Source organism: Hymenobacter lapidiphilus (assembly GCF_013377885.1).
Lineage (GTDB): Bacteria > Bacteroidota > Bacteroidia > Cytophagales > Hymenobacteraceae > Hymenobacter > Hymenobacter lapidiphilus.
Map to the genome: position 1 here is coordinate 17741 of NZ_JABKAU010000001.1, position 24642 is coordinate 42382.

General features: G+C 58.7%; 21 protein-coding genes, 1 tRNA gene and 2 pseudogenes. 20 read left to right on the forward strand and 4 right to left on the reverse strand.

Annotated elements, in window-relative coordinates; genetic code table 11:
- Window positions 1–129 precede the first annotated feature (129 nt).
- The 6 genes and pseudogenes from HW554_RS00065 to rplT all read left to right on the forward strand — a co-directional run bounded on the left by HW554_RS00065 (window position 130) and on the right by rplT (window position 6023).
- The gene (locus HW554_RS00065) at window positions 130–1047 is read left to right on the forward strand and encodes a tetratricopeptide repeat protein (RefSeq protein ID WP_176906316.1); all 918 of its coding nucleotides are present in this window, start codon (window positions 130–132) and stop codon (window positions 1045–1047) included.
- Window positions 1048–1093: 46 nt separating this feature from the next.
- Window positions 1094–2215: a tetratricopeptide repeat protein gene (locus HW554_RS20895; RefSeq protein ID WP_176906317.1), complete on the forward strand. Its 1122-nt coding sequence runs from the start codon at window positions 1094–1096 to the stop codon at window positions 2213–2215.
- Window positions 2216–2373: 158 nt separating this feature from the next.
- Complete coding sequence (gene thrS / locus HW554_RS00075; RefSeq protein WP_176906318.1) at window positions 2374–4323, forward strand: threonine--tRNA ligase; 1950 nt, start codon at window positions 2374–2376, stop codon at window positions 4321–4323.
- A gap of 199 nt (window positions 4324–4522) precedes the next feature.
- Window positions 4523–5080 (forward strand): annotated as a pseudogene (gene infC / locus HW554_RS00080) (translation initiation factor IF-3); the annotation flags it as partial.
- A gap of 241 nt (window positions 5081–5321) precedes the next feature.
- The gene (rpmI, locus tag HW554_RS00085; RefSeq protein ID WP_092737641.1) at window positions 5322–5516 is read left to right on the forward strand and encodes a 50S ribosomal protein L35; all 195 of its coding nucleotides are present in this window, start codon (window positions 5322–5324) and stop codon (window positions 5514–5516) included.
- A 162-nt stretch (window positions 5517–5678) separates the two neighbouring features.
- On the forward strand, window positions 5679–6023 hold the full coding sequence (gene rplT / locus HW554_RS00090) for a 50S ribosomal protein L20 (RefSeq protein ID WP_092770401.1): 345 nt from the start codon (window positions 5679–5681) through the stop codon (window positions 6021–6023).
- Window positions 6024–6147: 124 nt separating this feature from the next.
- Here rplT and HW554_RS00095 read toward each other — a convergent pair whose 3' ends face one another.
- Together HW554_RS00095 and HW554_RS00100 are read right to left on the reverse strand one after the other, a co-directional pair.
- Complete coding sequence (locus tag HW554_RS00095) at window positions 6148–6405, reverse strand: hypothetical protein (RefSeq protein WP_176906319.1); 258 nt, start codon at window positions 6403–6405, stop codon at window positions 6148–6150.
- A 346-nt stretch (window positions 6406–6751) separates the two neighbouring features.
- Window positions 6752–6825 (reverse strand) — tRNA-Met (locus HW554_RS00100).
- A gap of 136 nt (window positions 6826–6961) precedes the next feature.
- Between HW554_RS00100 and HW554_RS00105 the strand changes: the two genes are divergently transcribed.
- The 9 genes from HW554_RS00105 (at window position 6962) to HW554_RS00145 (ending at window position 16626) form a co-directional block, all read left to right on the forward strand.
- Window positions 6962–7375, forward strand: coding sequence for an START-like domain-containing protein (locus HW554_RS00105; protein WP_176906320.1), 414 nt, complete (start codon window positions 6962–6964; stop codon window positions 7373–7375).
- Between the two features lie 114 nt (window positions 7376–7489).
- The gene (locus HW554_RS00110; RefSeq protein ID WP_176906321.1) at window positions 7490–8923 is read left to right on the forward strand and encodes an LptF/LptG family permease; all 1434 of its coding nucleotides are present in this window, start codon (window positions 7490–7492) and stop codon (window positions 8921–8923) included.
- A gap of 212 nt (window positions 8924–9135) precedes the next feature.
- Complete coding sequence (gene rpsO / locus HW554_RS00115; protein WP_176906322.1) at window positions 9136–9411, forward strand: 30S ribosomal protein S15; 276 nt, start codon at window positions 9136–9138, stop codon at window positions 9409–9411.
- Window positions 9412–9606: 195 nt separating this feature from the next.
- Window positions 9607–11766 (forward strand): polyribonucleotide nucleotidyltransferase, encoded by a 2160-nt coding sequence (gene pnp / locus HW554_RS00120; protein ID WP_176906323.1) that lies wholly within the window; start codon window positions 9607–9609, stop codon window positions 11764–11766.
- A 144-nt stretch (window positions 11767–11910) separates the two neighbouring features.
- Window positions 11911–12774, forward strand: coding sequence for a sigma-70 family RNA polymerase sigma factor (locus tag HW554_RS00125; RefSeq protein WP_176898989.1), 864 nt, complete (start codon window positions 11911–11913; stop codon window positions 12772–12774).
- A gap of 213 nt (window positions 12775–12987) precedes the next feature.
- Window positions 12988–13932: a thioredoxin-disulfide reductase gene (trxB, locus tag HW554_RS00130; protein ID WP_176906324.1), complete on the forward strand. Its 945-nt coding sequence runs from the start codon at window positions 12988–12990 to the stop codon at window positions 13930–13932.
- Window positions 13933–14058: 126 nt separating this feature from the next.
- The gene (locus HW554_RS00135) at window positions 14059–15192 is read left to right on the forward strand and encodes a peptidoglycan DD-metalloendopeptidase family protein (protein ID WP_246285014.1); all 1134 of its coding nucleotides are present in this window, start codon (window positions 14059–14061) and stop codon (window positions 15190–15192) included.
- A gap of 91 nt (window positions 15193–15283) precedes the next feature.
- The gene (bshB1, locus tag HW554_RS00140; protein WP_176906325.1) at window positions 15284–16003 is read left to right on the forward strand and encodes a bacillithiol biosynthesis deacetylase BshB1; all 720 of its coding nucleotides are present in this window, start codon (window positions 15284–15286) and stop codon (window positions 16001–16003) included.
- A gap of 182 nt (window positions 16004–16185) precedes the next feature.
- The gene (locus HW554_RS00145; RefSeq protein ID WP_088465630.1) at window positions 16186–16626 is read left to right on the forward strand and encodes a DUF6331 family protein; all 441 of its coding nucleotides are present in this window, start codon (window positions 16186–16188) and stop codon (window positions 16624–16626) included.
- Window positions 16627–16940: 314 nt separating this feature from the next.
- On the opposite strand, the gene accC is transcribed toward HW554_RS00145, so the two are convergent.
- Window positions 16941–18452, reverse strand: a complete 1512-nt coding sequence (gene accC / locus HW554_RS00150) for an acetyl-CoA carboxylase biotin carboxylase subunit (protein ID WP_176906326.1) — start codon at window positions 18450–18452, stop codon at window positions 16941–16943.
- Window positions 18453–18817: 365 nt separating this feature from the next.
- Here accC and HW554_RS00155 point away from each other — a divergent pair, with 365 nt between their 5' ends.
- Both HW554_RS00155 and HW554_RS00160 read left to right on the forward strand, forming a co-directional pair.
- Window positions 18818–20068, forward strand: a complete 1251-nt coding sequence (locus tag HW554_RS00155; protein WP_176906327.1) for an aminotransferase class I/II-fold pyridoxal phosphate-dependent enzyme — start codon at window positions 18818–18820, stop codon at window positions 20066–20068.
- A 239-nt stretch (window positions 20069–20307) separates the two neighbouring features.
- A pseudogene (locus HW554_RS00160) lies at window positions 20308–20475 on the forward strand (histone H1); the annotation flags it as partial.
- A gap of 253 nt (window positions 20476–20728) precedes the next feature.
- On the opposite strand, the gene tyrS reads toward HW554_RS00160, so the two are convergent.
- Entirely contained in the window at window positions 20729–22258 is a 1530-nt protein-coding gene (gene tyrS, locus HW554_RS20495; protein ID WP_317170810.1) for a tyrosine--tRNA ligase, read from the reverse strand.
- A 212-nt stretch (window positions 22259–22470) separates the two neighbouring features.
- Here tyrS and holA point away from each other — a divergent pair, with 212 nt between their 5' ends.
- The 3 genes from holA (at window position 22471) to parS (ending at window position 24641) form a co-directional block, all read left to right on the forward strand.
- A complete protein-coding gene (gene holA, locus HW554_RS00175; RefSeq protein ID WP_246285015.1) occupies window positions 22471–23544 on the forward strand; it encodes a DNA polymerase III subunit delta in 1074 nt (357 codons plus the stop codon).
- Between the two features lie 35 nt (window positions 23545–23579).
- Window positions 23580–24107 (forward strand): GyrI-like domain-containing protein, encoded by a 528-nt coding sequence (locus HW554_RS00180; protein ID WP_176906330.1) that lies wholly within the window; start codon window positions 23580–23582, stop codon window positions 24105–24107.
- Between the two features lie 72 nt (window positions 24108–24179).
- Window positions 24180–24641 (forward strand): type II RES/Xre toxin-antitoxin system antitoxin, encoded by a 462-nt coding sequence (gene parS / locus HW554_RS00185; protein ID WP_176906331.1) that lies wholly within the window; start codon window positions 24180–24182, stop codon window positions 24639–24641.
- Window position 24642: the final 1 nt, after the last annotated feature.

Below are 24642 nucleotides of genomic sequence, written 5' to 3' on the forward strand. Positions count from 1 at the left end.
AGTGAGGGGACGTAGCCCCGTAGCAGGTTGCTGCTTCCCCTCACTGCTTTTGGCACTTCAGGTATTTAGGCGGTATTGCGCAATTTTGCGTTAGCTGGCAGGTCCTGACCGCCGGGCTGTTGGTTGTTTATGCTGGTTTTTCGTCTGCTATTGGTTCGTTGTGCGTTGCTGGGGCTGCTCGTTAGTGGGGCAGGGCTGCTGGCGTGTCCGGCGGCGCAGGCCCAGCTCCGTCCAAAACGTGCCTCGGCCGAAAATGCTGCCGCAACGGCCGTGCTTGCGCCCCCATGCGGAGCACCGCCCACCAGCCCTGCGCTGCAGGCCGGGCTGGCCGAAGCCGGGAAGCTGCTTAATGCCTATCGCGAGTCGGAAGCGCTGAGCCGCTACGAGCAGGTGCTGGCGCAGGCTCCGGCCACCTACGAGGCCCTCTGGCAGGCCGCCGTGCTGAGCGTGCGTATTGGCAGCCGCTACACCGACGAAAGCCGCCGGGTTGCTTATTATGCTGCTGCCCGCCTTCTGGCCAACCGTGCCCTGGTAGTGTGCCCCCACGGAGCCGAAGGCCACTACGCCGCCGCCCGCGTACTGGCTGCCCAGGCTCCTTTGCAACCATTGCGCAGTCGGCTGCTGGCCTACCGCGAAATGCGCCCCCACGTGTACCAAGCCACCGAGCTGCGACCCAATTGGGCCGCGGCCTGGCAGCTGTTGGGCCGCTGGCACTACCGCGTCGACCACTACAGCCTGCCCGAGCGCATTTACAGCCGGCTGTTTATGGGGGGCATGCCAGCGGGCGGCAGTACGCTGCTGGCCATTGAGGCGCTGCGCCGTTCTTACCAGCTGGATTCGCAGCGCATTGAGGTGGCCTACGATCTGGCCCGGGTATACCTCAACCGCAGCCAGGATGCCCGCGCCCGGGCGGTTTTGCAGGCCGCCGGGCAGTTGAACCCCGTTACGGCCGAAGAGTTGGTTATCAGCCGCAGTTGCCAGAAACTGCTCGAACAGCTCAATCGTCGCCAGCGCCGGCAACAGGCCCGTTTCCGCCTGACGCTCTAAGCCGCACCACGTATCTTTACCGACTTACCTTACCTTTTTGCTGACTGTGCGGTTTTTTCAATTTCGGGGAATTGCCGGGCTGGCTGTGGCCGCCCTGCTGACCAGCTGTGCCGAGCCAACCCCGGCGGCCCGGCCCGATACCATGATTGACCTGCGCACAGTAGCCAGCGGCCCCCGCGTGCAGGCCGAGGAACTCGACGGTGCCATTGTCCGCCAGCCCCGCAATGCCTCGCTGTACGCCCGCCGCGCTGCTTTCCGCCTCGATGCCGGCCAGACTGATGCTGCCCTGAGCGACATCAACCAGGCGTTGGCGCTTGATGATGCGCCGGGCCAATTCTACTTCACCAAAGCCCGCGCCCTGCGCGCTCAGGGCTTCATTAAAGCGGCCCTCGATGCCACCGACCAAGCTGCCCGCCGCGGCTTCGCTTCGCCCGAGCTCAACCTGCTGGTAGGGGAGATGCACCTGGCCTCCCGCCGCTACCAGGATGCCCTCGACCAACTCGACCGCGCCCTGCAGCAGGAGCCCGACCTAGCAGCCGCGCTATTCTACAAAGGCCTGGCGTTTGTGGGAGTCAACGACACGGCGCAGGCTCTCGATTATCTGCGTGCCAGCGTGGCCCGTGCCCCGCGCGAGCCCGAAATCCTGCACCAACTGGCCTTCTTGTCCAACGCCTACCGGCAGCCCGACCAGGCGGCTATTTATGCTGCCCGAGGCCTGAAGCTGGATTCGACTTACGCCCCGCTCTGGTATGATTATGGCCGCCAGTTTGAGCTGCAAAACCAGCCCGAACAGGCCCTGCGTAGCTATGCCCGCGTGGCGCAGCTCGACTCCACCTTTTACCGGGCCGACTACCGGCTGGGGCTGGCGGCCTACAAAGCCCGCCGCTATGCGCAGGCCGTGCCCCACCTGCAGCGGGCCCTGCGCCGCGCGCCGCGCCTGCCCGATGCCCGTTCTATGCTGGCCGAAAGCTTCGAAAGCCAGGGGCTCTGGGCCGAAGCCGCCGACCAGTACCGCCTGCTGGTGGCCGAAAACCCCGGCAACCGCCGCTGGACCTATAAAGTCTGGAAAGTGGGCAACCGCGCCCGCGGGGTTATAGTCGACGAAACACCGCGTCCCGCACCCGTCGAGGCCATCGAGCCGCTCGACTTCTACAAGCCCGGGCTGTAAGGAGTTGGGTTGATTTCAGGTTTGAGCATAGCCAAGCGGTGGGCTCCAAGTCGCGGGTAAACCCTGTTTTTGGGTGTCGGATGTGAAAACAGCTCCGCTTAAAACTTCCTAACTTGCCGCCTCACGGCTGTTTGTATAGCCATTACGCCCCTTTTTGTATGTTGAATATTACCCTCCCCGACGGCTCGGTGCGCCAGTTTGTAGATGGCGCCACGGGCTACGATGTCGCCGCCGCTATCAGCGAAGGCCTGGCCCGCAACGCTGTAGGTGTGCGCGTTGATGGCGAAGTGCGCGACCTGCACCGCCCCATCGATCAGGACGCCCAGGTGGCCATTCTGACCTGGAACGACGCCGATGGCAAGATGGCCTTCTGGCACTCCTCGGCCCACGTGCTGGCCGAAGCCCTCGAAGCCCTGTATCCCGGCGTAAAGCTGGGCATCGGTCCGGCCATCGAAAACGGCTTTTACTACGACATCGACCTGGGCGAAGGCCGCATGATTTCGAGCGAAGACTTCCCGGAGATCGAGAAGAAAATGCTTGAGCTGGCCCGCCAGAAAAGCAAGTTTGAGCGCCGTGCAGTGAGCAAGGCCGATGCCATTGCTTACTTCACCGAGAAGGCCGACCCTTACAAGCTGGACCTGCTGCAGCGCCTCGACGACGGCACCATCACGTTCTATCAGCAGGGAAATTTCGTGGATTTGTGCCGCGGCCCGCACCTGCCCGACACCGCCAACATCAAAGCCGTCAAGCTGCTCAACATCGCCGGGGCCTACTGGCGCGGTGATGAGAAGAACAAGCAGCTCACGCGCATCTATGGCATCACGTTCCCCAAGGCCAAGGAGCTGACCGAATACCTCGAAAAGCTGGAGGAAGCCAAGCGTCGCGACCACCGCAAGCTGGGCAAGGAGTTGGAGTTGTTTGCCTTCTCGGATAAAGTAGGAGCGGGGCTGCCGCTATGGCTGCCCAAGGGCACCATGCTGCGCGAAAAGCTGGAGCAGTTCCTGCGCCGTGCCCAGATCAAGGCCGGCTACCAGCCCGTGGTAACGCCCCACATCGGCTCAAAGGAGCTGTACGTAACCAGCGGCCACTACGAGAAGTACGGTGCCGATTCGTTCCAGCCTATCAAGACGCCGAACCCAGGCGAGGAGTTCTTCCTCAAGCCCATGAACTGCCCCCACCACTGCGAAATCTATAAGACCAAGCCCCGTAGCTACCGCGACCTGCCGGTGCGCCTGGCCGAGTTCGGCACGGTGTATCGCTACGAGCAAAGCGGCGAGCTGCACGGCCTGACGCGGGTACGCGGCTTCACCCAGGACGACGCCCACATCTTCTGTCGTCCTGATCAAGTAAAGGAAGAGTTTACCAAGGTTATTGATCTGGTTCTCTATGTTTTCCGGGCGCTGGGATTTCAGGATTTCACCGCTCAGATTTCCCTGCGCGACCCCGAGAACAAGGCCAAGTACATCGGCTCCGATGAGAACTGGGACAAGGCCGAGCAAGCCATTATCGAGTCGGCAGCAGAGAAGGGCCTGACCACCGTAACAGAACTGGGCGAGGCGGCCTTCTATGGCCCTAAGCTCGACTTCATGGTGCGCGACGCCCTGGGTCGCAAGTGGCAGTTGGGCACCGTGCAGGTAGACTACAACCTACCCGAGCGTTTCGACCTGGAGTATGTGGCCTCCGACAACTCGCGCCAGCGTCCGGTGATGATTCACCGGGCACCGTTTGGCTCGTTGGAGCGCTTTGTGGCCGTACTCATCGAGCACTGCGCTGGCAACTTCCCGCTCTGGCTCTCGCCCGAGCAGTTCGCCGTGCTGCCCATTTCAGAGAAATATCATGACTATGCTCAGCAGGTGTACGACCGCCTGATGGGTGCCGAGCTGCGCGGTACCGTCGACCACCGCGACGAGAAAATCGGCCGCAAAATCCGCGACGCCGAGGTATCGAAAGTGCCTTACATGCTGATAGTGGGCGAAAAAGAGCAGGAGAACGGCATCGTGTCGGTGCGCAAGCATGGCGAGGGTGATGTAGGCTCGATGCCGATCGACTCGTTTATCAAGAGCTTCGAAAGCCAGGTGGCCGCCATGATGGACGGAGCGGCCGAGTAGCAGCGTTATCGGGGCTTGGCCGTTGGCTGAGCCCTGATAAAATTGGCTTTTTCTGCTCGTTGAGGCCTTTTTTTATATAGGTTTTAGTGAGGATTTGGAAAAAATGCCGGATATTTGCCCACTAGCTGAACTCATTGGCCCCGGTCGGTGTGGTTATAGTTCTAGTCAAAATCGACTTTCACCTTAAGGAGAAACCGCCATAGCTACCCCTAACCGCCGCTATATCCCTCGCGCCCAGGTCGAGGAGCCGTTCAAAATCAATCATAAGATTACGGCCCGTGAAGTGCGCCTCGTTGGCGACAACGTGGAGCAAGGCATCTACCCCACGGATCAGGCCCGGCGCATGGCGCAGGACCAAAACCTGGACTTAGTTGAAATTTCCCCCACGGCCTCGCCTCCGGTGTGCCGGGTTATCGACTACTCGAAATTCAAGTACGAGCAGAAGAAGAAAACCCGTGAGCTGAAGGCTAAGCAAACCAAGGTTGTCATCAAGGAAATCCGTTTCGGACCCAACACCGACGACCACGACTTTGCTTTCAAGCTCAAGCACGCACAGGAATTCCTGAAGGAGGGTGCGAAAATCAAGGCGTACGTTCACTTCGTAGGCCGAAGCATTGTTTTCAAGGAGCGGGGCGAAATTCTGCTGCTCAAGTTTGCCCAGGCCCTTGAGGATCTGGCCAAGGTAGAGCAGTTACCCAAGCTTGAAGGCAAGCGCATGTTCCTGTATCTGGCTCCTAAAGTTATAGCGCCCCCTAAAAAGGTTGCTCCTAAGGAGGCTGACAAGGGCAAGCCAACTGATAAAGCCGCCAAACCTGCCGCTGCCGCTCCGGCTCCCGAATCCGCAGCAGTAGAAGTGCCCAAAACAGCCACGGCTGAAATCAGCGCTGCTGATCAAGGCGCAGAGTAACGCTCTTATCCGGAGCTATGCTCCGTTTTTCGCTGGTGCACCGGCCCTAGGCAGCCGACCACCGCATGTTTCACCTTTTTCTACCACCACAATGCCGAAGATGAAGACCAAGTCCGGCGCCAAGAAGCGTTTTACGCTGACCGGCACGGGCAAAATCAAGCGTAAGCACGCTTACAAGAGCCACATCTTGACCAAGAAAACCACCAAGCAGAAGCGTAACCTTACGCACATCACGCTGGTTAGCTCGGCCGACATGAACCGCGTAAAGGACATGCTTAACATGTAATTAGGAATGGCTTCTTAAGAAGGGCTACTTGGCTGAATTGCCGAGGTTCGCACCTCTTAGTTGCTTGTTGCTGATTATCCATCAAAACTCACACCAGGCGTTCGGTAGGAACCCAAGCTGCGGCAGTAAGTCCGCCGCCGACCGCCAAAAACAACCCAGGTTATGCCAAGAAGTGTAAACCACGCGGCCTCGCGCCACCGTCGGAAAAAAATCATGCGTTTGGCGAAAGGCTATTATGGCCGTCGCAAAAACGTATGGACCGTTGCCAAAAATGCCGTCGAGAAAGGTTTGCTTTATGCTTACCGCGACCGGAAAGTAAAGAAGCGCGAGTTTCGTGCCCTCTGGATCCAGCGTATCAACGCCGGTGCCCGCGAGCATGGCCTGTCGTACTCCCAGTTCATGGGTGGCCTCAAGAAGGCTGGTATCGAACTCAACCGTAAGGTTCTGGCTGATCTTGCCCTCAACCACCCTGAGGCTTTCAAAGGCATCGTGGAGAAAATGAAATAACCACAGACGGTTATTTCCACAAAAAAGCGGCTGCCCCGAAAGGAGCAGCCGCTTTTTTGTGTTATTTTCTAAGTAGAACTGCTTACTAAAAAGGCTAACCGTATTGGTTAGAAGAGGGGTTGACTTATACTCCGCGCTCTATTGCCTGCATTTCGCGCAACCAGGCAACAGCTTCTTCCATCTGCTCGAACAACTGCAGGTGCAAGTGTGAGCCTACACGCAGGTGCATATCCTCCACAGCGGCCTGTCCGAACACACCAGGTGCCTTAACATGGGCGTAGTACGTCATGCCAGCGGCCAGGGCCTGCGGTATCCAGATCTGCTCCAGCCAGTCGTTGGCGTGTTTCCACGAGCCCAGTAAACGGCGGTTATCGGTCAGCATATACGGACAACGTGTGTGCTGTAAGATCTCCAGGATGCCACCAGAGCCTTCCTGGATGGACTCCAGCGTTAGTAGCCCCTGCCAGTCGTTATAAATCCAGTTATTCTGCTGGTCAAATTCGGTTAGAAGGAACGTGGTGCCAGTGCTTGTTTGGAATTGCTGCCGCATAGACTCAAAGGAGCGTATTTCTCGCTCAACCTCCTAGTTATTTAGACGAATGTTGAAAAATCGTCGGTTAGTGACGTTTCTGGCAAAGCAAAACAACCCATTGGCCAGGCAGACAGAACGAACAGGCTGAAACGCAAAAAAAACCGCGCCGGGGTAATGCCGACGCGGTTTTAATATGTAGCGGGAACGAGAGTTGAACTCGTGACCTCAGGGTTATGAATCCTGTGCTCTAACCAACTGAGCTATCCCGCCCTGTTTTGGTGGTGCAAAGGTAGGCACAAGTTTTGACGCAACGCAAGGGGGGAAGGAAAAAAAACCCGCGTATATTGGCTGCCGGAGGAGCTGCCAAGCGGCGTTCCGGTCCTAAATTCTTTACGCTGTACTGCTTATGTCCCTTTCCACTACTCGTCAAAAACACCGTTTTTCGGTAGAACATCCTATTAATGCCTCTCCCAAAATTCTGTATCCCTACCTAGCGACGGCTTCGGGCCTGGAACAGTGGTTTTGCCAGCGCGTGCAGATGGAAGGCGCTCAGCACTTCAACTTCGTGTGGGACAATCAGCCGCACTACGCCGAGATGAGCTCGCACCGCACCAACCGCTCGGTGCGGTTCTGCTTTTTGGATGAGCGCCGCCAGACAGTGGCCGACGCCAATTACCTGGACTTTCTGATTGAGGAGTCGCAGCTGACGCAAGAGGTGTACCTGCGTGTGGTGGACTACTCGGAGGAAACTGATACCGAGGAACTGGAAGAAATGTGGGCCAGCCTGATGCAGAAACTGCGCGAACAGGTAGGGGGCTAAGCCAGGGAGTAGCCCATAAACCGGGGGGCAGACGCGAAACGAGCCGTATCTTCGTTTCACGTTTGCTCCCCGTTGTGTTTTAGTCCGCCGGACTAAGGGCGGGCGGTTGCCTCTATGAAAAAACTCGATAAGCTGATCTTGCAGGCCTTCGCTGGGCCCTTTCTGCTCACCTTCGCCGTGGTGCAGTTTATCTTCCTGATGCAGTTCATGATGAAATACATGGACGATCTGGTGGGCAAGGACCTGGGCCTGGGCGTGATTCTGCAGCTGCTGTTTTACTTCGGGGTGCTGATTGTGCCCATCTCGCTGCCGCTGGCCGTACTGCTCTCGTCGCTGATGACGTTTGGTACCTTGGGTGAGCACCACGAGTTGACCGCTATCAAAACGGCTGGTATTTCGCTTACCCGCATTTTGCGGCCGGTGCTGGTCGTGAGCGTACTGCTGGCGGGGGGCGCGTTCTGGTTCAACAACACCATCGTACCGTTGGCCAACCTGGAGGCCTTTAGCTTGCTCTGGGATGTGCGGCAGCAGAAGCTGGCCCTTGACATTCGCGAGGGCGTTTTTTACAACGGTATTCCCGGTTTTACGATCAAAGTAGACGAAAAGCAGGGCGAGAACGGCGACGTGCTGATGGGCGTGATGATTTACGACCACACCGGCGGGCGGGGTGGCAGCACTGTAATCCTGGCCGACTCGGGCCGCATGTTCACCCGGTTTGGGGGGCAATACCTGGGGCTGGAGCTGTTTCGGGGGCACTCCTATACCGAGCAGCCTAACACCCAGAGTACGGCCGGTGCCAGCTTTATTCGCCAGAACTTCGACCGCAACCTGATTACCTTCTCACTTAAGTCGTTTGGCCTTGATCGGACCCAGAAAGAGCTCTTCAATACCAACAAGATGATGCTCAACCTGGATCAGTTGGGGCATTATACCGACTCGCTCCAGAACCGGGTAAACCAGGAGCGCCGGCAGGTGGTGCGGCAGCTGACACCTTACTACAGCTACCTGCGCCTCGATACGCTGGGGGTGGCCGCCGACCAGCGCGTGGCCGCCTGGACTGTGCCCCCAACCCGACTACCGCCCGCCAGCAAAGCCACTGCCCAGCAGGCCATCAATCGTGCCCGCAACGTGCAGTCGTTCCTGACAACCACCGAAGAACGCCTGGCCAACCTGACCAAGGAGGCGGCCAACTACCGGATCGAAGTCTTCCGTAAGTACACCCAGTCGGCTGCCATTCTGCTCATGTTTCTGATTGGGGCGCCGCTGGGGGCTATTATCAAGAAGGGTGGATTGGGCGTGCCCATTCTGGTATCGATTGTATTCTTCATCATCTACTACGTCTTCTCGATTATGGGCGAGAAGTACGGCCGCGAGCAGGTGATGCCCGTCGCCATCGGCATGTGGATGTCGGGAGCCATTTTGCTGCCCATTGGCCTGTTCTTTCTGTATCAAGCCCGCCACGATTCGGGGCTGCTTGATGTGAATTGGGGCCGGCTGGTGCCGCGCTGGCTACGCTGGCCTTTGCGCGGCTACAAGAAGGCCGTGTAATGTAGCTTGTGGTGTGGGTTGAATGTGCGGATTTCGAAAAGTATGGGTGATGCAGAGTGTCTTAGTGGACCCCGCATTCCAGCTCGACTTTTCACATTATTCCTTATTTCGCACATTCCACCGCATTAAATACGTACCTTTGCAGCCACCCCGAGGTGCGGGGTGGATTTTCTTTTCTTTTTTTAATCTAAGACGGGGCAACCTATCTGCCGATGATTCTGACTACCGAAGCAAAACAGGCTATTTTCGAGAAAAACAGCCTCCAGAAAACCTCCAAAGACACCGGTTCGGCCGAGTCGCAGATTGCTCTCTTCACGCAGCGTATTCTGCACCTGACCGAGCACCTCAAGGTGAACAAGAAGGATTTCTCGACCCGTTTGGGTCTCCTCAAACTGGTAGGTAAGCGTCGCAGCATGTTGGACTACCTCATGCAGCGCGACATCAACCGCTACCGCGCCATCATCAAGGAACTGGGTCTGCGTAAGTAAGCTCACCTTCCGGAGCAGGGAGCCTTCCAACCGGAAGGTTCCCTGCTCTTTTTTTGTGCCAAGCCGGCTGCATCAATTCCGCCGGTTTTGTTGTTTACTCTCCGACATATCTTTTCTTAGAGCAAAACGGGACCATTGCCGGTCCGGTTTTTTCGGCTGCTCGCCCGCTGCACGCTTTCCCTTAAAGCACCCTCGATGCCCAACTACCACGCGGTTACCAAGCACATCACCCTGCCCGATGGTCGGCAGATTTCCCTCGAAACCGGCAAACTGGCCAAATTCGCCGACGGCGCCGTAGTGGTTCGCCTCGGCGACGCCATGTTGCTGGCCACGGTTGTATCGCAGCCCAGCTCGCGCGGCGAGGTGGATTTTCTTCCTCTTTCGGTTGACTACCAGGAGAAGTTCGGCGGTGCCGGCAACATTCCCGGCTCGTTCCAGCGCCGCGAAGGCCGCCTGTCGGACCAGGAAATCCTGGTTTGCCGCATCGTCGACCGGATTCTGCGCCCGATGTTCCCCAAGGATTATCACTACGAGGTGCAGGTGATGATTACGCTGATTTCGGCTGACCGCACCGTGCAGCCTGATGCCCTGGCTGCTTTGGCCGCTTCGGCTGCTCTCTCGATTTCGGATATTCCGTTCGCTGGCCCTATCTCAGAGGTTCGCGTGGCCCGCATCGACGGCAAGCTGCAGATCAACCCCCTCACCGCCGACATTGCCCGCGCCGACATCGACCTGATTGTAGGCGCCACGGCTGACTCGGTGGCCATGGTGGAAGGCGAGATGGACGAGGTGAGCGAGGAGGAAATGGTGGAAGCCATTGCTTACGCTCACGAGGCTATCAAGCTGCAGGTAAAGGCTCAACTGGAGCTGGCCGCCGAAGTGGAGAAGTCGAAGGTGAAGCGCGACTACCCCAAGTACGTGGAGAATGAGGAGCTGAAAAAGCAAATCAACGACGCCGTATACCAGGGCGCCTACGACGTGGCCAAGTCGGGTAACACCAGCAAGGCCGGCCGTAAGGAGGCTTTCGGCGCCATCAAGAAGCCGTTGCTGGCCAAGCTGCTCGAAGAAAACCCCGAGCTCGACCAGAAAATGTTCGGCCGCTACTACGCTTCGGCGGAGAAGAAAGGCATCCGCGACATGATGATCAAGGAGCGCACCCGCCTCGACGGCCGCGCCCTGACCCAGATTCGCCCTATCTGGAGCGAAATCAACTACCTGCCCGGTGCGCACGGTTCGGCCCTGTTCACGCGCGGCGAAACCCAGTCGCTGACTACGGTAGCCCTCGGTACCAAGCTCGATGAGCAGATCATCGATACGGCCATGACGTCGGGCTACAGCAAGTTCATGCTGCACTACAACTTCCCGGCCTTCTCGACCGGCGAAGTGAAGCCCAACCGTGGCCCCGGCCGCCGCGAAATCGGCCACGGCAACCTGGCGTTGCGCTCGTTGAAGAAGGTGATGCCTTCGGACGACGAGAACCCCTACACCGTCCGCATTGTGTCGGATATTCTGGAGTCGAACGGCTCGTCGTCGATGGCCACGGTGTGCGCCGGCTCGATGGCGCTGATGGATGCTGGTATTCCGGTGCGCGCTGCCGTTTCGGGTATTGCCATGGGCCTCGTGCAGGACAAGGAAACCGGCGAGTACGCCGTGCTTTCTGACATCCTGGGTGATGAGGACCACCTTGGCGACATGGACTTCAAGGTAACCGGCACCGAAAAAGGTATCGTGGCTTGCCAGATGGACATCAAAATCCAGGGGCTGAGCGCCGAGATTATGACCGCCGCCCTGCACCAGGCCCGCGAAGGCCGCCTGCACATTCTGGGCGAGATGGCCAAGACCATTGCCACCCCGGCAGCTGAGCTGAAGCCGCATACGCCCCGCTCGCACAAGATGCTGATTGACAAAGAGTACATCGGCGCCGTAATCGGACCCGGTGGCAAGGTTATCCAGCAGATCCAGAAGGATACCAACGCCACGGTAATCATCGAGGAGAAGGACGAAAAGGGCCACGTGAGCATCTACGCTTCCAACCAGGAAGACATGCAGGCTGCCATCGACCGCATCAACGCCATTGCTGCTACGCCGGAAGTAGGCGAAACCTACAAAGGCAAAGTGCGCAGCATTCAGCCTTACGGTGCCTTCGTGGAAATCATGCCGGGCAAAGACGGCCTGTTGCACATTTCGGAGGTGTCGCACGAGCGGCTGGCTACGCTGGAAGGCGTGCTGGAGGTAGGGCAGGAGATTGACGTGAAACTGCTTGATATCGACAAGAAAACCGGCAAATACCGGCTCTCGCGCAAGGTGCTCATGGCGAAGCCCGAGCGTACGGCCGACTCCAACGGCGCGGCCTAATACCGCCTTCGCCGAACTTTAGCGGGTACCGGGCCGTTGCATTAAACTGAGCCCGGTGCCCGCTGAACGGGAGGATTCGCCCGACGAATCAAAATCGACGTTAACAAGCAGAAGCATTCATCATTTCATCCTCTCGCGCCCGCAATGAGACAGTTAAAAATCAGCAAGCAGATTACCAACCGCGAAAGCCAGTCGCTGGATAAATACCTCCAGGAGATTGGCAAAGTGGACCTGCTGACCCCCGATGAGGAGGTAACGCTGGCGCAGCGCATCCGGGAAGGCGACCAGCTGGCGCTGGAAAAATTAACCAAGGCCAACCTTCGCTTCGTGGTGTCGGTGGCCAAGCAGTACCAGAACCAGGGCCTGAGCCTGGGCGACCTGATCAACGAGGGCAACCTCGGTCTGATTAAAGCCGCCAAGCGTTTCGACGAAACCCGGGGCTTTAAATTCATTTCCTACGCCGTTTGGTGGATTCGCCAGTCGATTCTGCAGGCCTTGGCCGAACAGTCGCGCATCGTGCGTTTGCCCTTGAACCGGGTCGGCTCGCTGAACAAAATCAGCAAGTCGTTCTCGGAGTTGGAGCAGAAGTTTGAGCGTGAGCCTTCGCCCGAGGAAATTGCCGAAGTGCTGGAGCTTACCACCTCGGAAGTGGTGGATACGCTCAAGATTTCGGGCCGTCACGTATCGGTGGACGCTCCGTTTGTGCAGGGCGAGGAAAACCGCCTGCTCGACGTGCTCGAAAACGAGGACGAGGAGAGCCCCGACACGGGCCTGATGAACGACTCACTCCGCAAGGAGGTGCAGCGCGCCCTGAGCACGCTCACCAAGCGCGAAGCCGATGTTATCACGCTCTACTTCGGTTTGAACGGCGAAAGCTCGCTCACGCTGGAGGAAATCGGTGAGAAGTTCAACCTGACCCGCGAGCGGGTGCGCCAGATCAAAGAGAAGGCCATTCGTCGCCTGCGCCACACTTCGCGCAGCAAAGCGCTGAAACCATATCTGGGGTAATTTTTTACTCCCCCAAGCATCAAACCCTGACCCACTGGTTGGGGTTTTTTGTTGTAGTATAGCATGCCTTAGCCATTTTTCGTTTGCTGTCAGCTTACGAAGCCCGACAGGAATGTTCTTCCAAAACAGCCCAACCGTCCGGGCTTGTTACCTTTGTAGCCCCAACCTTAATCCATCCCGGCGCGGGCCCGGCCCGCCGCCGCTACATACTGTATGGCCACTACCACTCCCGAACACATTCACTGCCTGATTATTGGCTCCGGTCCGGCCGGCTACACCGCCGCCATTTATGCTGCCCGTGCCGGCCTCAACCCCGTCATGTACCAGGGCCTGCAGCCCGGCGGCCAGCTTACCATCACCAACGACGTGGAGAACTTCCCCGGCTACCCTGACGGCGTGATGGGCCCCGAAATGATGGAGGACCTGAAAAAGCAGGCTGAGCGCTTCGGCACCGACATCCGCTACGGCATTGCTACGGCCGTAGACTTTGAGGCCCACCCGCGCCGCATCACCGTTGATGAGAAGCTGGAGCTGACAGCCGACACCGTTATTATTGCCACCGGGGCTTCGGCCAGATGGCTGGGGCTGCCTTCTGAGCAGCGCCTCAACGGTTCGGGCGTTTCGGCCTGCGCGGTGTGCGACGGGTTCTTCTACCGCGGCAAAGACGTGGCTATTGTGGGTGCCGGCGACACGGCCGCCGAGGAGGCAACCTATCTGGCCAACCTCTGCTCGAAAGTGTACATGATTGTGCGCAAAGGCGAGATGAAGGCTTCGAAGATCATGCAGAAGCGTGTGCTCGACAACCCCAAGATTGAAGTGCTCTGGCACACGGTAACCGACGAAATTCTGGGCGAGCACGTCGTGGAAGCCGTGCGGGTGAAAAACGTACTCGATGGTACCACCCGCGAGCTGGCTATTGAGGGCTTCTTTGTGGCCATTGGCCACGACCCTAACTCCAAAATATTCCAGCCCTACCTGCACCACGATGAGCAGGGCTACCTCAAAACCCTGCCCGGCACCAGCAAAACCAACGTTGATGGCGTGTTTGCCTGCGGCGACGTGCAGGACTTTACCTACCGCCAGGCCGTAACGGCGGCTGGTACCGGCTGCATGGCCGCCCTCGACGCCGAACGCTATCTGGCGGCCCTGGGCGACTAATTACCGTGGCCGAGCGAATGAGTGAATGTGTAACCGGCCGGATATACCAGTTGGTTTAGTGGGGCGTTTACCCTGCGGTATTCACCCATTCGCTTCCCCACGCCTTCACTCATTAATTTTTTGCTCTTGCTGAATTTTGTTAGACACTGGCTGCTGCCGCTGCTACTGATCGGGCTGTTTTTAGGCTTGCCCGGCCAGCTGCTGGCCCAGCGGCGCAAAGTGCCCGCCACTTCCAAGCCTAAAGCCGGCGACGCCGGCAAGCGCAAGGACTTTTTTCGCATCAAAACGCCCACTATTCGCTACGTGCGGCCCGATACCACGGTACTCATCCAGACCGAGGAACTGCCCGACGATAATTCTGAAGCGGCCAAGTCTATCTTTTTCAACCCAGCCCGCAAGCTTTCCATTGTGAGCGAGGATACAACCTCGCTCAACGAAGGCGAGCAGCATATTGTAGAGGTGAGGGAGCAGGTGCAGATCGACTCCAGCTGGATTCAGGTGGCCGGCTACTACGCCATCTGGGACACCCAGAACATCAACCCGTACCGGGTAGATGGCCGCCGCATCAAGGACACGCTTAACCTGCGGCTCATTGAGCCCGAGAAGCAGCGCTACGCCAAAATGCCGCTCACCAGCACGCCCATTACCTCGGGCTTCGGCTTCCGCGGCTACCGCTGGCACTACGGCACCGACCTCGACCTGAATACCGGTGACTCGGTGAAAACGGCTTTCGATGGCGTGGTGCGCCTGGTGAAATGGGACGGCAGCGGCTACGGCAACTACGTGATGGTGCGCCACTACAACGGCATCGAAACGCTCTATGGACACCTGCAGAAGGCGCTTGTAACGCCCGGTACCTTTGTGAAGGCCGGGGAGCTGATTGGCTGGGGTGGCAGCACGGGCCGCAGCAGCGGCTCGCACCTGCACTTCGAGGTGCGCTACGAGGGTAATCCCATCAACCCCAACGAGCTCTACGACTTCCCCGATTACAAGCTCATCAAGGACAACTTTCAGATTACGTCGGCTCTGTTTGACTACTACAGCAAGTCGCTCCGCTACCGCGGGGGCAGCGTGCCGGGAGCAGCCAGCAGCAGCAAAGCGCGGCCCACGCAGGCCCGCCGCGTTGTAACGCACAAAATCCGGAGTGGCGAAACGCTGTCGGGTATTGCCCAGAAATATGGCGTTTCGCAGGCGCAGCTTCGCCGTTTGAACGGTAGCACCGGCACGTTGCGCATCGGCCGTATGCTGCGTATTAAGTAGGGGTAGGGTCTCTGTCTGTGATCCTGACTAAGGGAGGATGACAAATTCCTGGTTCCTCAGCCGACTAAACTCAGACTCCTAATATTCCAAGATGAAACTTGATGTACTGGCCCTCGGGGCGCACCCCGATGATGTGGAAATGTCCTGCTCCGGCACGCTGCTGGCAGCGGCGGCGGCAGGCAAATCCATTGGCATCATCGACTTTACCCGCGGCGAGCTGGGCACCCGCGGCACGCCCCAGACCCGGGCCGAGGAAGCTGCGCAAGCCACCCAAATTCTGAGCCTCGATGTACGCGAAAACCTAGGCATGGCCGATGGCTTCTTTCGCAACGACCGGGAACACCAGCTAGTGCTTATAGCCGCCCTACGCCGTTATCAGCCCGATGTGGTGCTCTGCAACGCCATCCACGACCGGCACCCCGACCACGGTCGGGCCTCGCAGCTGGCCACTGAATCCTGCTTCCTTTCGGGCCTGCGCATGATTGAAACGCTGGGTGAAGATGGGCAGCCCCAGGCCGCGTGGCGCCCCCGCGTGGTGTACCACTACATCCAGGACCGCCAGATTGCGCCCGACTTTGTAGTGGACATTACTGCCCACTGGCCGAAGAAGTGGGAGTCCATTCAAGCTTACAAAACCCAGTTCCACGACCCCAATAGCCAAGAGCCAGCCACCTACCTCTCCACACCCGCGTTCAGCGACTTTATGGAGGCCCGGGCCCGCGAATTCGGCCACCTCATCGGGGCGCAGTACGGCGAAGGTTTCACCCGCGAGCGGCCCATTGGTGTGCGGGAAGTGACGGAGCTGATTTAGATAGCGGGTCTATAGGCATAGCTGACCTACTCTTTAGGAAAGCCCCTAGAAAGGCCGGGCACTCTTTACTAAGCCCCCGCGAGGTAGGGTTCGTAACGTCTTCTAAACGACCGTTTTAGTAAACTGCGGAGTACCGAGGCTGGGCGCGTTCCAAACCTGTATTACTTATTCCTTCCAGTTGTATGACTGCGCAAGCAATCCTTTCCATCGGTCCAGAGGCCCACATTGACCTGTTGGGTTTCGACCCGTTTAGCGACTCTCTTCTTTGCTTTTCGCATACGCAGGACACCCCGGCCAACACTGCTCAGGGCGCGTTGGCGCCCCTAGATGTTTTTTGGAATAACTTGGAAGTGGCGTGCGTCGCGGCTTGTTGCGGGGTTCAAGCCTTTGGGTGGTGGCCGGACGACATCTGCCGCGCGGCCCAGGGGTTGAATCAGCAGTCCTTGGTGGAGGCACTCCGGCAGACGAAACAGACGGTCTTAAGCGCCAACAAGGACGTTGTCAGTTACGATCGGTTTAATCAGCTGTTTGCGCGGGCTTCATTCCTGCGTTTGCTCGACCATCTGCTATCCGTGTTGGCTACTGATAGCCGAGAGCAAGTAACGTTTTCTAACGACTCTTAGCTCTTTCCTAAACGCTCCTTTCCGTGAACGGTAGAAATCAGCTCGGCACCTAGTGGCCAGTTGGCCTCAATGGGGCAGCGCGAGTTTAAGAAACCCGTCTACGATTCAAAGTTTACGAAACGCGCCAAGTAGATGAGTTTCGTAAACTCCCAAACCTGAGTCTGGTCCCCCGGCAAAGTACCACGCGACAGCGCCACGGTCAGCAGGGCCAAAAACCACCACGATTCCAAGGTGGGTCTGAGGACTACCATTACATTAAGGGGGGAGGCATAAGCTTTTCCGCAAAGTAAGTCCGCCATTACAACATCATCCCTCTACCGCACCCCCAGCCGGTTCCGCTTCCAGGCCGAGCCAGTAGCGGGTGAAGCTTCCGAGGTGACGGCTGTGGCGCCCGGTTTTTTGTCCGTGAGCAGCATGGCGGCCAGCGCGGCGGCTACCTGGGCGGTAGCTTCGTCGGGGGCAGCGGGCTTCAGGGCGTCGGCCGGGAAATGGTCGCGGATGAAGTTGGTGTCGAAGTGGCCGCTGACGAAGGCGGGGTGGTTAAGCACGTAGGTGCCGAAGGCCAGCGTGGTTTCGATGCCGGTAATCTGGTACTCCTCGATGGCGCGCAGCATGCGGGCAATGGCCTCCTCGCGGGTGGCGCCATGCACCACCAGCTTGGCAATCATCGGGTCGTAGTAAATCGGGATGTCCATGCCCTGCTCGAAGCCGTCGTCCACGCGCACGCCGGGGCCCTGGGGGCGCACGTAGGTGGTCAGCGTGCCGATATCGGGCAGGAAGTTGTTCTGCGGGTCTTCGGCGTACACGCGCAGCTCCAGCGAGTGGCCGGTAATCGTGAGGTCTTCCTGCGAGAAGGGCAGGGGCTGGCCCTCGGCCACCCTAATCTGCTCTTTCACCAGGTCGAGGCCGGTGATTTGCTCGGTTACCGGGTGCTCTACCTGCAGGCGGGTGTTCATCTCCAGGAAGTAGAAGTTGTGCTTGTCGTCGAGCAGAAACTCCACGGTGCCGGCCCCGGCGTAGTTGCAGGCGCGGGCCACGTCCACAGCGCAGCGGCCCATTTCGGCCCGCAGCTCGGGCGTGAGTATCGAGGAGGGGGCTTCCTCAATCACCTTCTGGTGGCGGCGCTGGATGCTGCACTCGCGCTCGAACAAATGCACGATGTTGCCGTGCTCGTCGCCGAGTACCTGAATTTCGATGTGGCGCGGGCCGGTAACAAACTTCTCGATGAACACGGCCCCGTTGCCGAAGGCCGACACGGCCTCGTTGATGGCCAGCTGCATCTGCTCCTCGAACTCGGCGTCGGAGTTTACGATGCGCATGCCCTTGCCGCCGCCGCCGGCCGAAGCCTTAATCAGGATGGGGAAACCTACCTCGGCGGCAATGCGCCGGGCTTCCTGCACGTCGGAAATGGCCTCGTCGGTACCGGGTACCAGCGGGATGTCGTAGGCTTTCACGGCCTGCTTGGCCGAAAGTTTGTCGCCCATGATGTTCATGGCTTCGGGCGAGGGGCCTACGAAAATCAGCCCGGCCTCCGTGACCTGGCGGGCGAATTCGGCGTTTTCACTCAGGAAGCCATAACCGGGGTGGATGGCATCGACGCCCAGCTGGCGACAGACTTCCAGGATTTTGTCGCCGCGCAGGTAGCTGTCTTTGCTGGCGGGCGGGCCCACGCACACGGCCTCGTCGGCGTAGCGTACGTGCAGGGCGTTGCGGTCGGCCTCCGAGAAGATGGCCACGGTAGCAATGCCCATTTCCTTGGCCGAGCGGAGGATACGCAGGGCAATTTCGCCGCGGTTGGCAACGAGGAGCTTCTTGATTTTTGTCATGAGGTAGGTGGGAGCGAAGGGCGGGTAGCGAGTGAAACAGACCAGAAACTGAACGTCATGCTGAGGGAAGCTGAGGTATCGCTACCGCCTCGCTGAAATGCGATGCAATTGTTAGTGCAGCGAAGCGGTAGCGATGCTTCGGCTGCGCTCAGCATGACATTTCTATAGGGTAATTGTTAGTGTTCTGACACCCAAAGAAACGACCTTCCGGGCGCACCAAAAAACGGACAGGCTGAATTCAACTGGCGTTGGATACCTTGCGGCGAAGGGTTACCTTTGCGGATTGCCATAACTTTGTACATATACCGGTGGTTAAGGTCGCAATTAACCCCGTCGTTTCCGTTTCACATTCAACCCGTTCCCTCGTGGATCTATTTGAAAAGATTGCCGCCAACCGCGGCCCGCTGGGCACCCACTCGAGCTACGCGCACGGCTATTTCGCTTTCCCTAAGTTGGAAGGTGAAATCAAGCCCCGCATGATTTTCCGCGGTAAAGAGGTGCTTACCTGGAGCCTGAACAATTACCTGGGCCTGGCCAACCACCCCGAAGTACGCCGCGCCGACGCTGAGGCCGCCGCCGACTTCGGCATGGCCCTGCCCATGGGGGCCCGCATGATGTCGGGCAACTCCAACCTGCACGAGCAGCTGGAAAACGAGCTGGCCGAGTTTGTGGGCAAGCCCGACTGCATGCTGCTCAACTTCGGTTACCAGGGCGTAGTGTCGATTATCGATGCTATGGTAGGCCGCCACGACGTGATTGTGTACGACGCCGAGTCGCATGCCTGTATCATTGATGGCGTGCGCCTGCACGCCGGCAAGCGCTTTGTGTACGTACACAACGACATGGCCGGCCTCGAGAAGCAACTTGAGCGGGCTCAGCGTATCACCGACGTAAGCGGTGGCGGCATTCTGGTTATCACCGAGGGTGTATTCGGCATGTCGGGCAACCAGGGCGACCTGCGCGGGGTGCTCAAGCTGAAGGAGAAATTCCAGTTCCGTTTGTTCGTGGATGATGCCCACGGCTTCGGCACAATGGGCGCTACGGGCGCTGGAACGGGCGAAGAACAGGGTGTGCAGGACGGCATCGACCTTTATTTTTCGACCTTCGCCAAGAGCATGGCCAGCATCGGCGCGTTCGTAGCGGGTCCTGAGAACGTAATTGAATATTTGCGCTACAACATGCGTAGCCAGATTTTCGCCAAAAGCCTGCCCATGCCGCTGGTAGTGGGGGGGCTCAAGCGGCTGGAGCTGTTGCGCACCAAGCCCGAGCTAAAGGATAACCTCTGGACCATTGTACGGGCCCTGCAGAGTGGCCTGCGTGAGAAAGGCTTCAACCTGGGCACTACTTCCTCGCCCGTAACGCCGGTAATGCTGGCCGGCCAGATTGGCGACGCGGTGCAGATAACCTTCGATTTACGCGAGAATTACGGCATTTTCTGCTCTATCGTGGTGTATCCGGTGGTTCCGAAAGACGTCATCATGCTGCGCCTCATCCCAACGGCGGTGCACACGCTCGACGACGTGGAGCAGACCATCAAAGCCTTTGAGATAGTGCAGGAAAAGCTTTCGAAAGGGCTTTATTCCAAAACTGAAGCGCCTGTCTGGCTGACAGAGTAGCTTCATCCCGCCTAAATGCAAAAGCCAGTTTCCGACCCGGAAGCTGGCTTTTGCATTTAGTACTTTATAAAGACAGGCTTGCCGCTCTTCGGGGCTATATGGGTGGGGTATTGGATCAAAAACGCCTTCATGAGGCCGTAATGGGGGTTTGAGAAAAAAACTTTGCAAGTTGCTTGTATTTGAAATCCCTGTATATTGTGACCGAATCTTTTCTCTTCCACACCACATACCCCCTCCCAATGAGCAATTTTAGCAAACTGAAGGACCTCGTAATGTCGCTCGAAGGTGACTTCGAGAAGTTCTACGACAAGCAGAACTCGGCCGCTGGTACCCGCGTGCGCAAAGGCATGCAGGAGCTGAAGAACATGGCCCAGGAAATCCGCACCGAGGTGCAGAACAAGAAGAACGATGCTCCAGCCGCTCCGGCTGCTGCTAAGAAAGCTGCTCCGGCTGCCGCCAAGAAGGCTGCTCCTGCCAAGAAGAAGTAAGTAGCCCGGCCGCTTGCGGCTGTTGGTATACCAAAAGAGGCCCCGCCAAAATTCGGCAGGGCCTCTTTTTTGTGCTTCGGGCTTCGTGGGTAGTGCCTAGGTCGGCTCCTCATCTTGGGCCCCAACTACGAAGTGCCATTGACTTGGCCCCAACTACGAAGCGCTGACCCAGCTACACCAGCTTTAGCAGGAAGTAGTTCTTCTTGCCCTTCTGAGCCACGATGTACTGACCCAGCAGGGGCGTTACGTCGGTGGCCAGCTGCTCGGGGGCGGCTTTTTCGCGGTTTAAGCTCACGCCGCCGGCCTGCATCATTTTGCGGGCCTCGCCTTTGGAGGGGAAGATGACGCCGCCGGTAGCCTCGCTCAGCAGACTGATGACGTTCATTTCGGCCAGGTCGGCGCGGGGCACTTCTACGCGGGGCACCCCGGCAAACACATCGAGCAGGGTGGCTTCATCGAGCGAGGCCAGCTCGCCGCCACCGAACAACACCTGCGAGGCGGCTAAGGCGGCCTCATAGGCGGCAGGGCCGTGCACACGGGTGGTTACCTGCTCGGCCAGGGCCTTCTGCAGGATGCGCTTGTGCGGGGCCTCGGCATGCTCAGCTTCGAGGGCCTCAATTTCTTCCTTGGTCAGCAACGTGAACACGCGGATGAGGCGGGGCACGTCGGCGTCGGCGGCGTTGAGGAAGAACTGGTAGAACTGATAGGGGCTCGTCAGGGAGCCGTCGAGCCACACAGTGCCGGTTTCGCTCTTGCCGTACTTGGTCCCATCGGCCTTGGTGATGAGCTGGCCGGTGAGGGCATAGGCTTTGGCGGGCTGTTGTGCGCCTTCGGTCAGCTCGCCACCCATGCGGCGGATGAGCTCGGTGCCGGTTGTGATGTTGCCCCACTGGTCGGAGGCGCCCATTTGCAGGGTGCAGCCGTAGGTGCGGAACAGGTGCACGAAATCGTAACCCTGCAGCAGCTGGTAGCTGAACTCGGTGTAGCTCAGTCCTGATTCTTCTAAATTCTCCCAGATACCTCCTTTGAAGACCTCACCGAACTCTTCGCTTTTCTTTTCGAAATCTGGCTCTGTCAGCTTTTGAGTTAAGGCTAAAATTCCGCGTGCAAATTGAAGTTCTTTAATAGCTTCATCTATCTGGCCTTCACCAATTAACTCAATAGCATCATCTAAATACGTAGATGCTTTGTCGGTAATATCATTGATTCTGCCAACCGTTTTAGTGATACCTATCCTTTTTTGGACGGAATCCTTGGCCATCATGTAATTTACCGTCAGGTGCTTGCCCACCTCGCGCAGGAAGCCTAGGAAGCCGAAGTCTTTGAACCAGTCGTAGTTGTTGACCACCAGTGCGCCGGTGGGCGAGTCGTCGAACACCAGAAATTTCTCCAGCTGGGCTTGGATGCCGGCTTGGTTGCGGCGCAGGGCTTCCTCATCGAGCAGGTTGCGTTCGGCCGATTTGCCCGAGGGGTCGCCAATCATGCCGGTAGCGCCGCCTACCAGGGCCATGGGCCGGTGGCCGGCGCGCTGCAGGTGCACCAGCAGCATAATGGTGGCCAGGTTGCCGATGTGCAGCGAGGGCGCAGTCGGGTCGAAGCCGATGTAGCCGGTGATGGGGGCCGCCGTGCGCAGGTGCTCTTCGGTGCCGGGCATCATGTCGTGAAACATGCCGCGCCAGCGCAGTTCGTTTATTAAATCCACTGGGTGAATGAGTGAAGGAATGAATGAGTGACTCCGATAGCCAAGGTATGAGGCCGTAAAGGTACTACCTGACCGATACCGCCTGTCATCCTGATGGAGCAAAGGACTTGGAAAGAAGCGCCCCTCAAATAACACCTTCTGAATAGGTCCTTCGCAAGCTCAGGATGACAGTATCTTTGCCGCACCCATTCACTCCTTTACTCCTTTACTCATTGAACGCCTCGCCCGACGAAATCCTGGCTCAGCTTAAGCAGCGGCAGTTTGTGCCCGTGTACTTTTTGCAGGGCGAGGAGTCGTACTACATCGACTTGGTGGCCGATTTGCTGGAAAAGCACGTGCTGCCCGAGGCCGACAAGGGCTTCAACCAGGTGGTGCTGTATGGCAAGGATACCGACGTGGCCGGCATTCTGGGCCAGGCCAAGCGCTACCCCATGATGGCCGAGCGCTCGGTGGTTATTGTGAAGGAGGCGCAGGCGGTGGCCGACTTGGAGAACGATAAGGCCTGGCCCTTTCTGGAAGCCTACCTCAAAAACCCGCTGCAAAGCACCGTGCTGGTGTTCTGCTATAAGCACAAAACCCTCGACGCCCGCAAAAAGCTGGGTAAGCTGCTGGCCGGCGACAAGAAAACGCCCGCGCCCGCCGGCACCGTGTTGCTCACCAGTAAAAAGCTCTACGACAACCAGGTAATTCCCTGGCTTACGGCCTATGTACGCAGCAAGGGCCAGCAGATTACGCCCCAGGCCACCAGCATGCTGGCCGAGTACATCGGCGGCGAGCTGAGCCGGCTAACCAATGAGGTGGACAAGATGCTGCTCAACCTGCTGCCCGGCCACAGTATCGACGAAGACCTGGTGCAGCGCATGGTGGGCATCAGCAAGGACTACAACATCTTCGAGCTGCAGAGTGCGTTGGTGCGTCGCGACGTGCTCAAGGCGAACCGTATCCTGATGTATTTCGAGGCCAATCCCAAAAACAACCCCATCATCCCCAACCTCACGCTGCTGTTCAACTTCTTCTCGCGGCTGCTGGCCCTGCATCAGCTAAATAACCCCAGCGAAGCCGACTGGCTGAAAATGGGCCTGCGCTTCCCCATCCAGCGCCGCGACTACCAGACCGGCCTCAAGGTGTTCGACTTCGGCCGCTGCCGCGACATCGTGCACCTCATCCGCCGCGCCGACACCCAGAGCAAAGGCATCGATTCGGGCTCGATGAGCGACGGCGAAATCCTGCGCGAACTGGTGTGGCTGGTGCTGCACCCCGTGCCGCTGCACGCCGTAACGGGGTAGGGGCCCGCCGTATGTTGGTTTCGCTCTCAATGCCTATGTCGGCCTTCTCCAATTTGCAGCCCCGCCTGTTCGATACCCCCGCCCGCCGCTTGGTGGGCCAGTGCCTCGTTATGTCGCGCGAGCACGACCGGACGCCGGAGTTGTGGCGGGCCTTCATGCCGCGCCGCCGGGAAATCGAGCAGCCCGTCGGCCCCAATTTATTTTCGGTGACGCAGTACCCGCCTGCGTATTTCGCTTCCTACTCGCCGCGTACCGAGTTTTGCAAGTGGGCGGCCCTGGAAGTGCCGCTTGCAACCCCGGTGCCACCGCTCATGCAGGCCCTGGCAGTGCCCGCCGGCCGCTACGCCATCTTCGACTACCGGGGCTCCAGCCTCAACCCGCGCATCTTTCAGGCTATTCTGACGGAATGGCTGCCCGCTTCGGGCTGGCAGCTCGACAACGCCCGCCCGCACCTGGAGGTGCTGGGCCCCGGCTACCGCAACGCCGACCCCAACTCGGAAGAGGAAATCTGGCTGCCCGTGCGCCCGCCTGTTGCCACTCAAGCAGCGCCGCACATGAGGTGACCGGAACCAACGGAAATATTTCCACGTTTAATGGAAATATTTCCCTAGCTTCGTTCCGCTAATTCCTCTGCCATGCCTGCTACTGCTCAACAACCCCCGATTACGGCGCCGCTGCCAGCTGCTTTGCGGAAGAAGTGGGCTGCCTGGGGCCGCACCGGGCAGGATGCCTACGCCCTGGTGATGGAGGCCCGCAAGGGCGTGCCGGCCGCCATGGCGTTTGAGGTGGCCGCGGCCTATCAGCTACAGACGCCCGAGCTGGAGGCCATCTACGAGCTGTCGACCAAAACCCTGCGCACCTACTCGCAGGAAAACCGGGTGCTTAGTGCCGCCCGTAGCGAAAAGACGCTCAAAATCATCAGCCTCTACCAGCGCGGTATGGAGGTATTCGGCGAACCAGCGGCTTTTTTGCGCTGGCTGGCCAAGCCCGCCCACGGCCTCGACCAGGAGGTGCCCCTGCGGCTGCTCGAAACCAGTGGCGGCATCGATTTGGTGGCCGAGGAGCTGGCCCGCATCGCCTACGGCGACTTGTCGTAGT

Bases quoted from the DNA above. Each gene is read 5' to 3' on its own strand.
- HW554_RS00065 (WP_176906316.1), top strand. From the start codon at position 130: ATGCTGGTTTTTCGTCTGCTATTGGTTCGTTGTGCGTTGCTGGGGCTG.
- thrS (WP_176906318.1), top strand. From the start codon at position 2,374: ATGTTGAATATTACCCTCCCCGACGGCTCGGTGCGCCAGTTTGTAGAT.
- rpmI (WP_092737641.1), top strand. From the start codon at position 5,322: ATGCCGAAGATGAAGACCAAGTCCGGCGCCAAGAAGCGTTTTACGCTG.
- rplT (WP_092770401.1), top strand. From the start codon at position 5,679: ATGCCAAGAAGTGTAAACCACGCGGCCTCGCGCCACCGTCGGAAAAAA.
- HW554_RS00095 (WP_176906319.1), bottom strand. From the start codon at position 6,405: ATGCTGACCGATAACCGCCGTTTACTGGGCTCGTGGAAACACGCCAAC.
- HW554_RS00105 (WP_176906320.1), top strand. From the start codon at position 6,962: ATGTCCCTTTCCACTACTCGTCAAAAACACCGTTTTTCGGTAGAACAT.
- HW554_RS00110 (WP_176906321.1), top strand. From the start codon at position 7,490: ATGAAAAAACTCGATAAGCTGATCTTGCAGGCCTTCGCTGGGCCCTTT.
- rpsO (WP_176906322.1), top strand. From the start codon at position 9,136: ATGATTCTGACTACCGAAGCAAAACAGGCTATTTTCGAGAAAAACAGC.
- pnp (WP_176906323.1), top strand. From the start codon at position 9,607: ATGCCCAACTACCACGCGGTTACCAAGCACATCACCCTGCCCGATGGT.
- HW554_RS00125 (WP_176898989.1), top strand. From the start codon at position 11,911: ATGAGACAGTTAAAAATCAGCAAGCAGATTACCAACCGCGAAAGCCAG.
- trxB (WP_176906324.1), top strand. From the start codon at position 12,988: ATGGCCACTACCACTCCCGAACACATTCACTGCCTGATTATTGGCTCC.
- bshB1 (WP_176906325.1), top strand. From the start codon at position 15,284: ATGAAACTTGATGTACTGGCCCTCGGGGCGCACCCCGATGATGTGGAA.
- HW554_RS00145 (WP_088465630.1), top strand. From the start codon at position 16,186: ATGACTGCGCAAGCAATCCTTTCCATCGGTCCAGAGGCCCACATTGAC.
- accC (WP_176906326.1), bottom strand. From the start codon at position 18,452: ATGACAAAAATCAAGAAGCTCCTCGTTGCCAACCGCGGCGAAATTGCC.
- HW554_RS00180 (WP_176906330.1), top strand. From the start codon at position 23,580: ATGTCGGCCTTCTCCAATTTGCAGCCCCGCCTGTTCGATACCCCCGCC.
- parS (WP_176906331.1), top strand. From the start codon at position 24,180: ATGCCTGCTACTGCTCAACAACCCCCGATTACGGCGCCGCTGCCAGCT.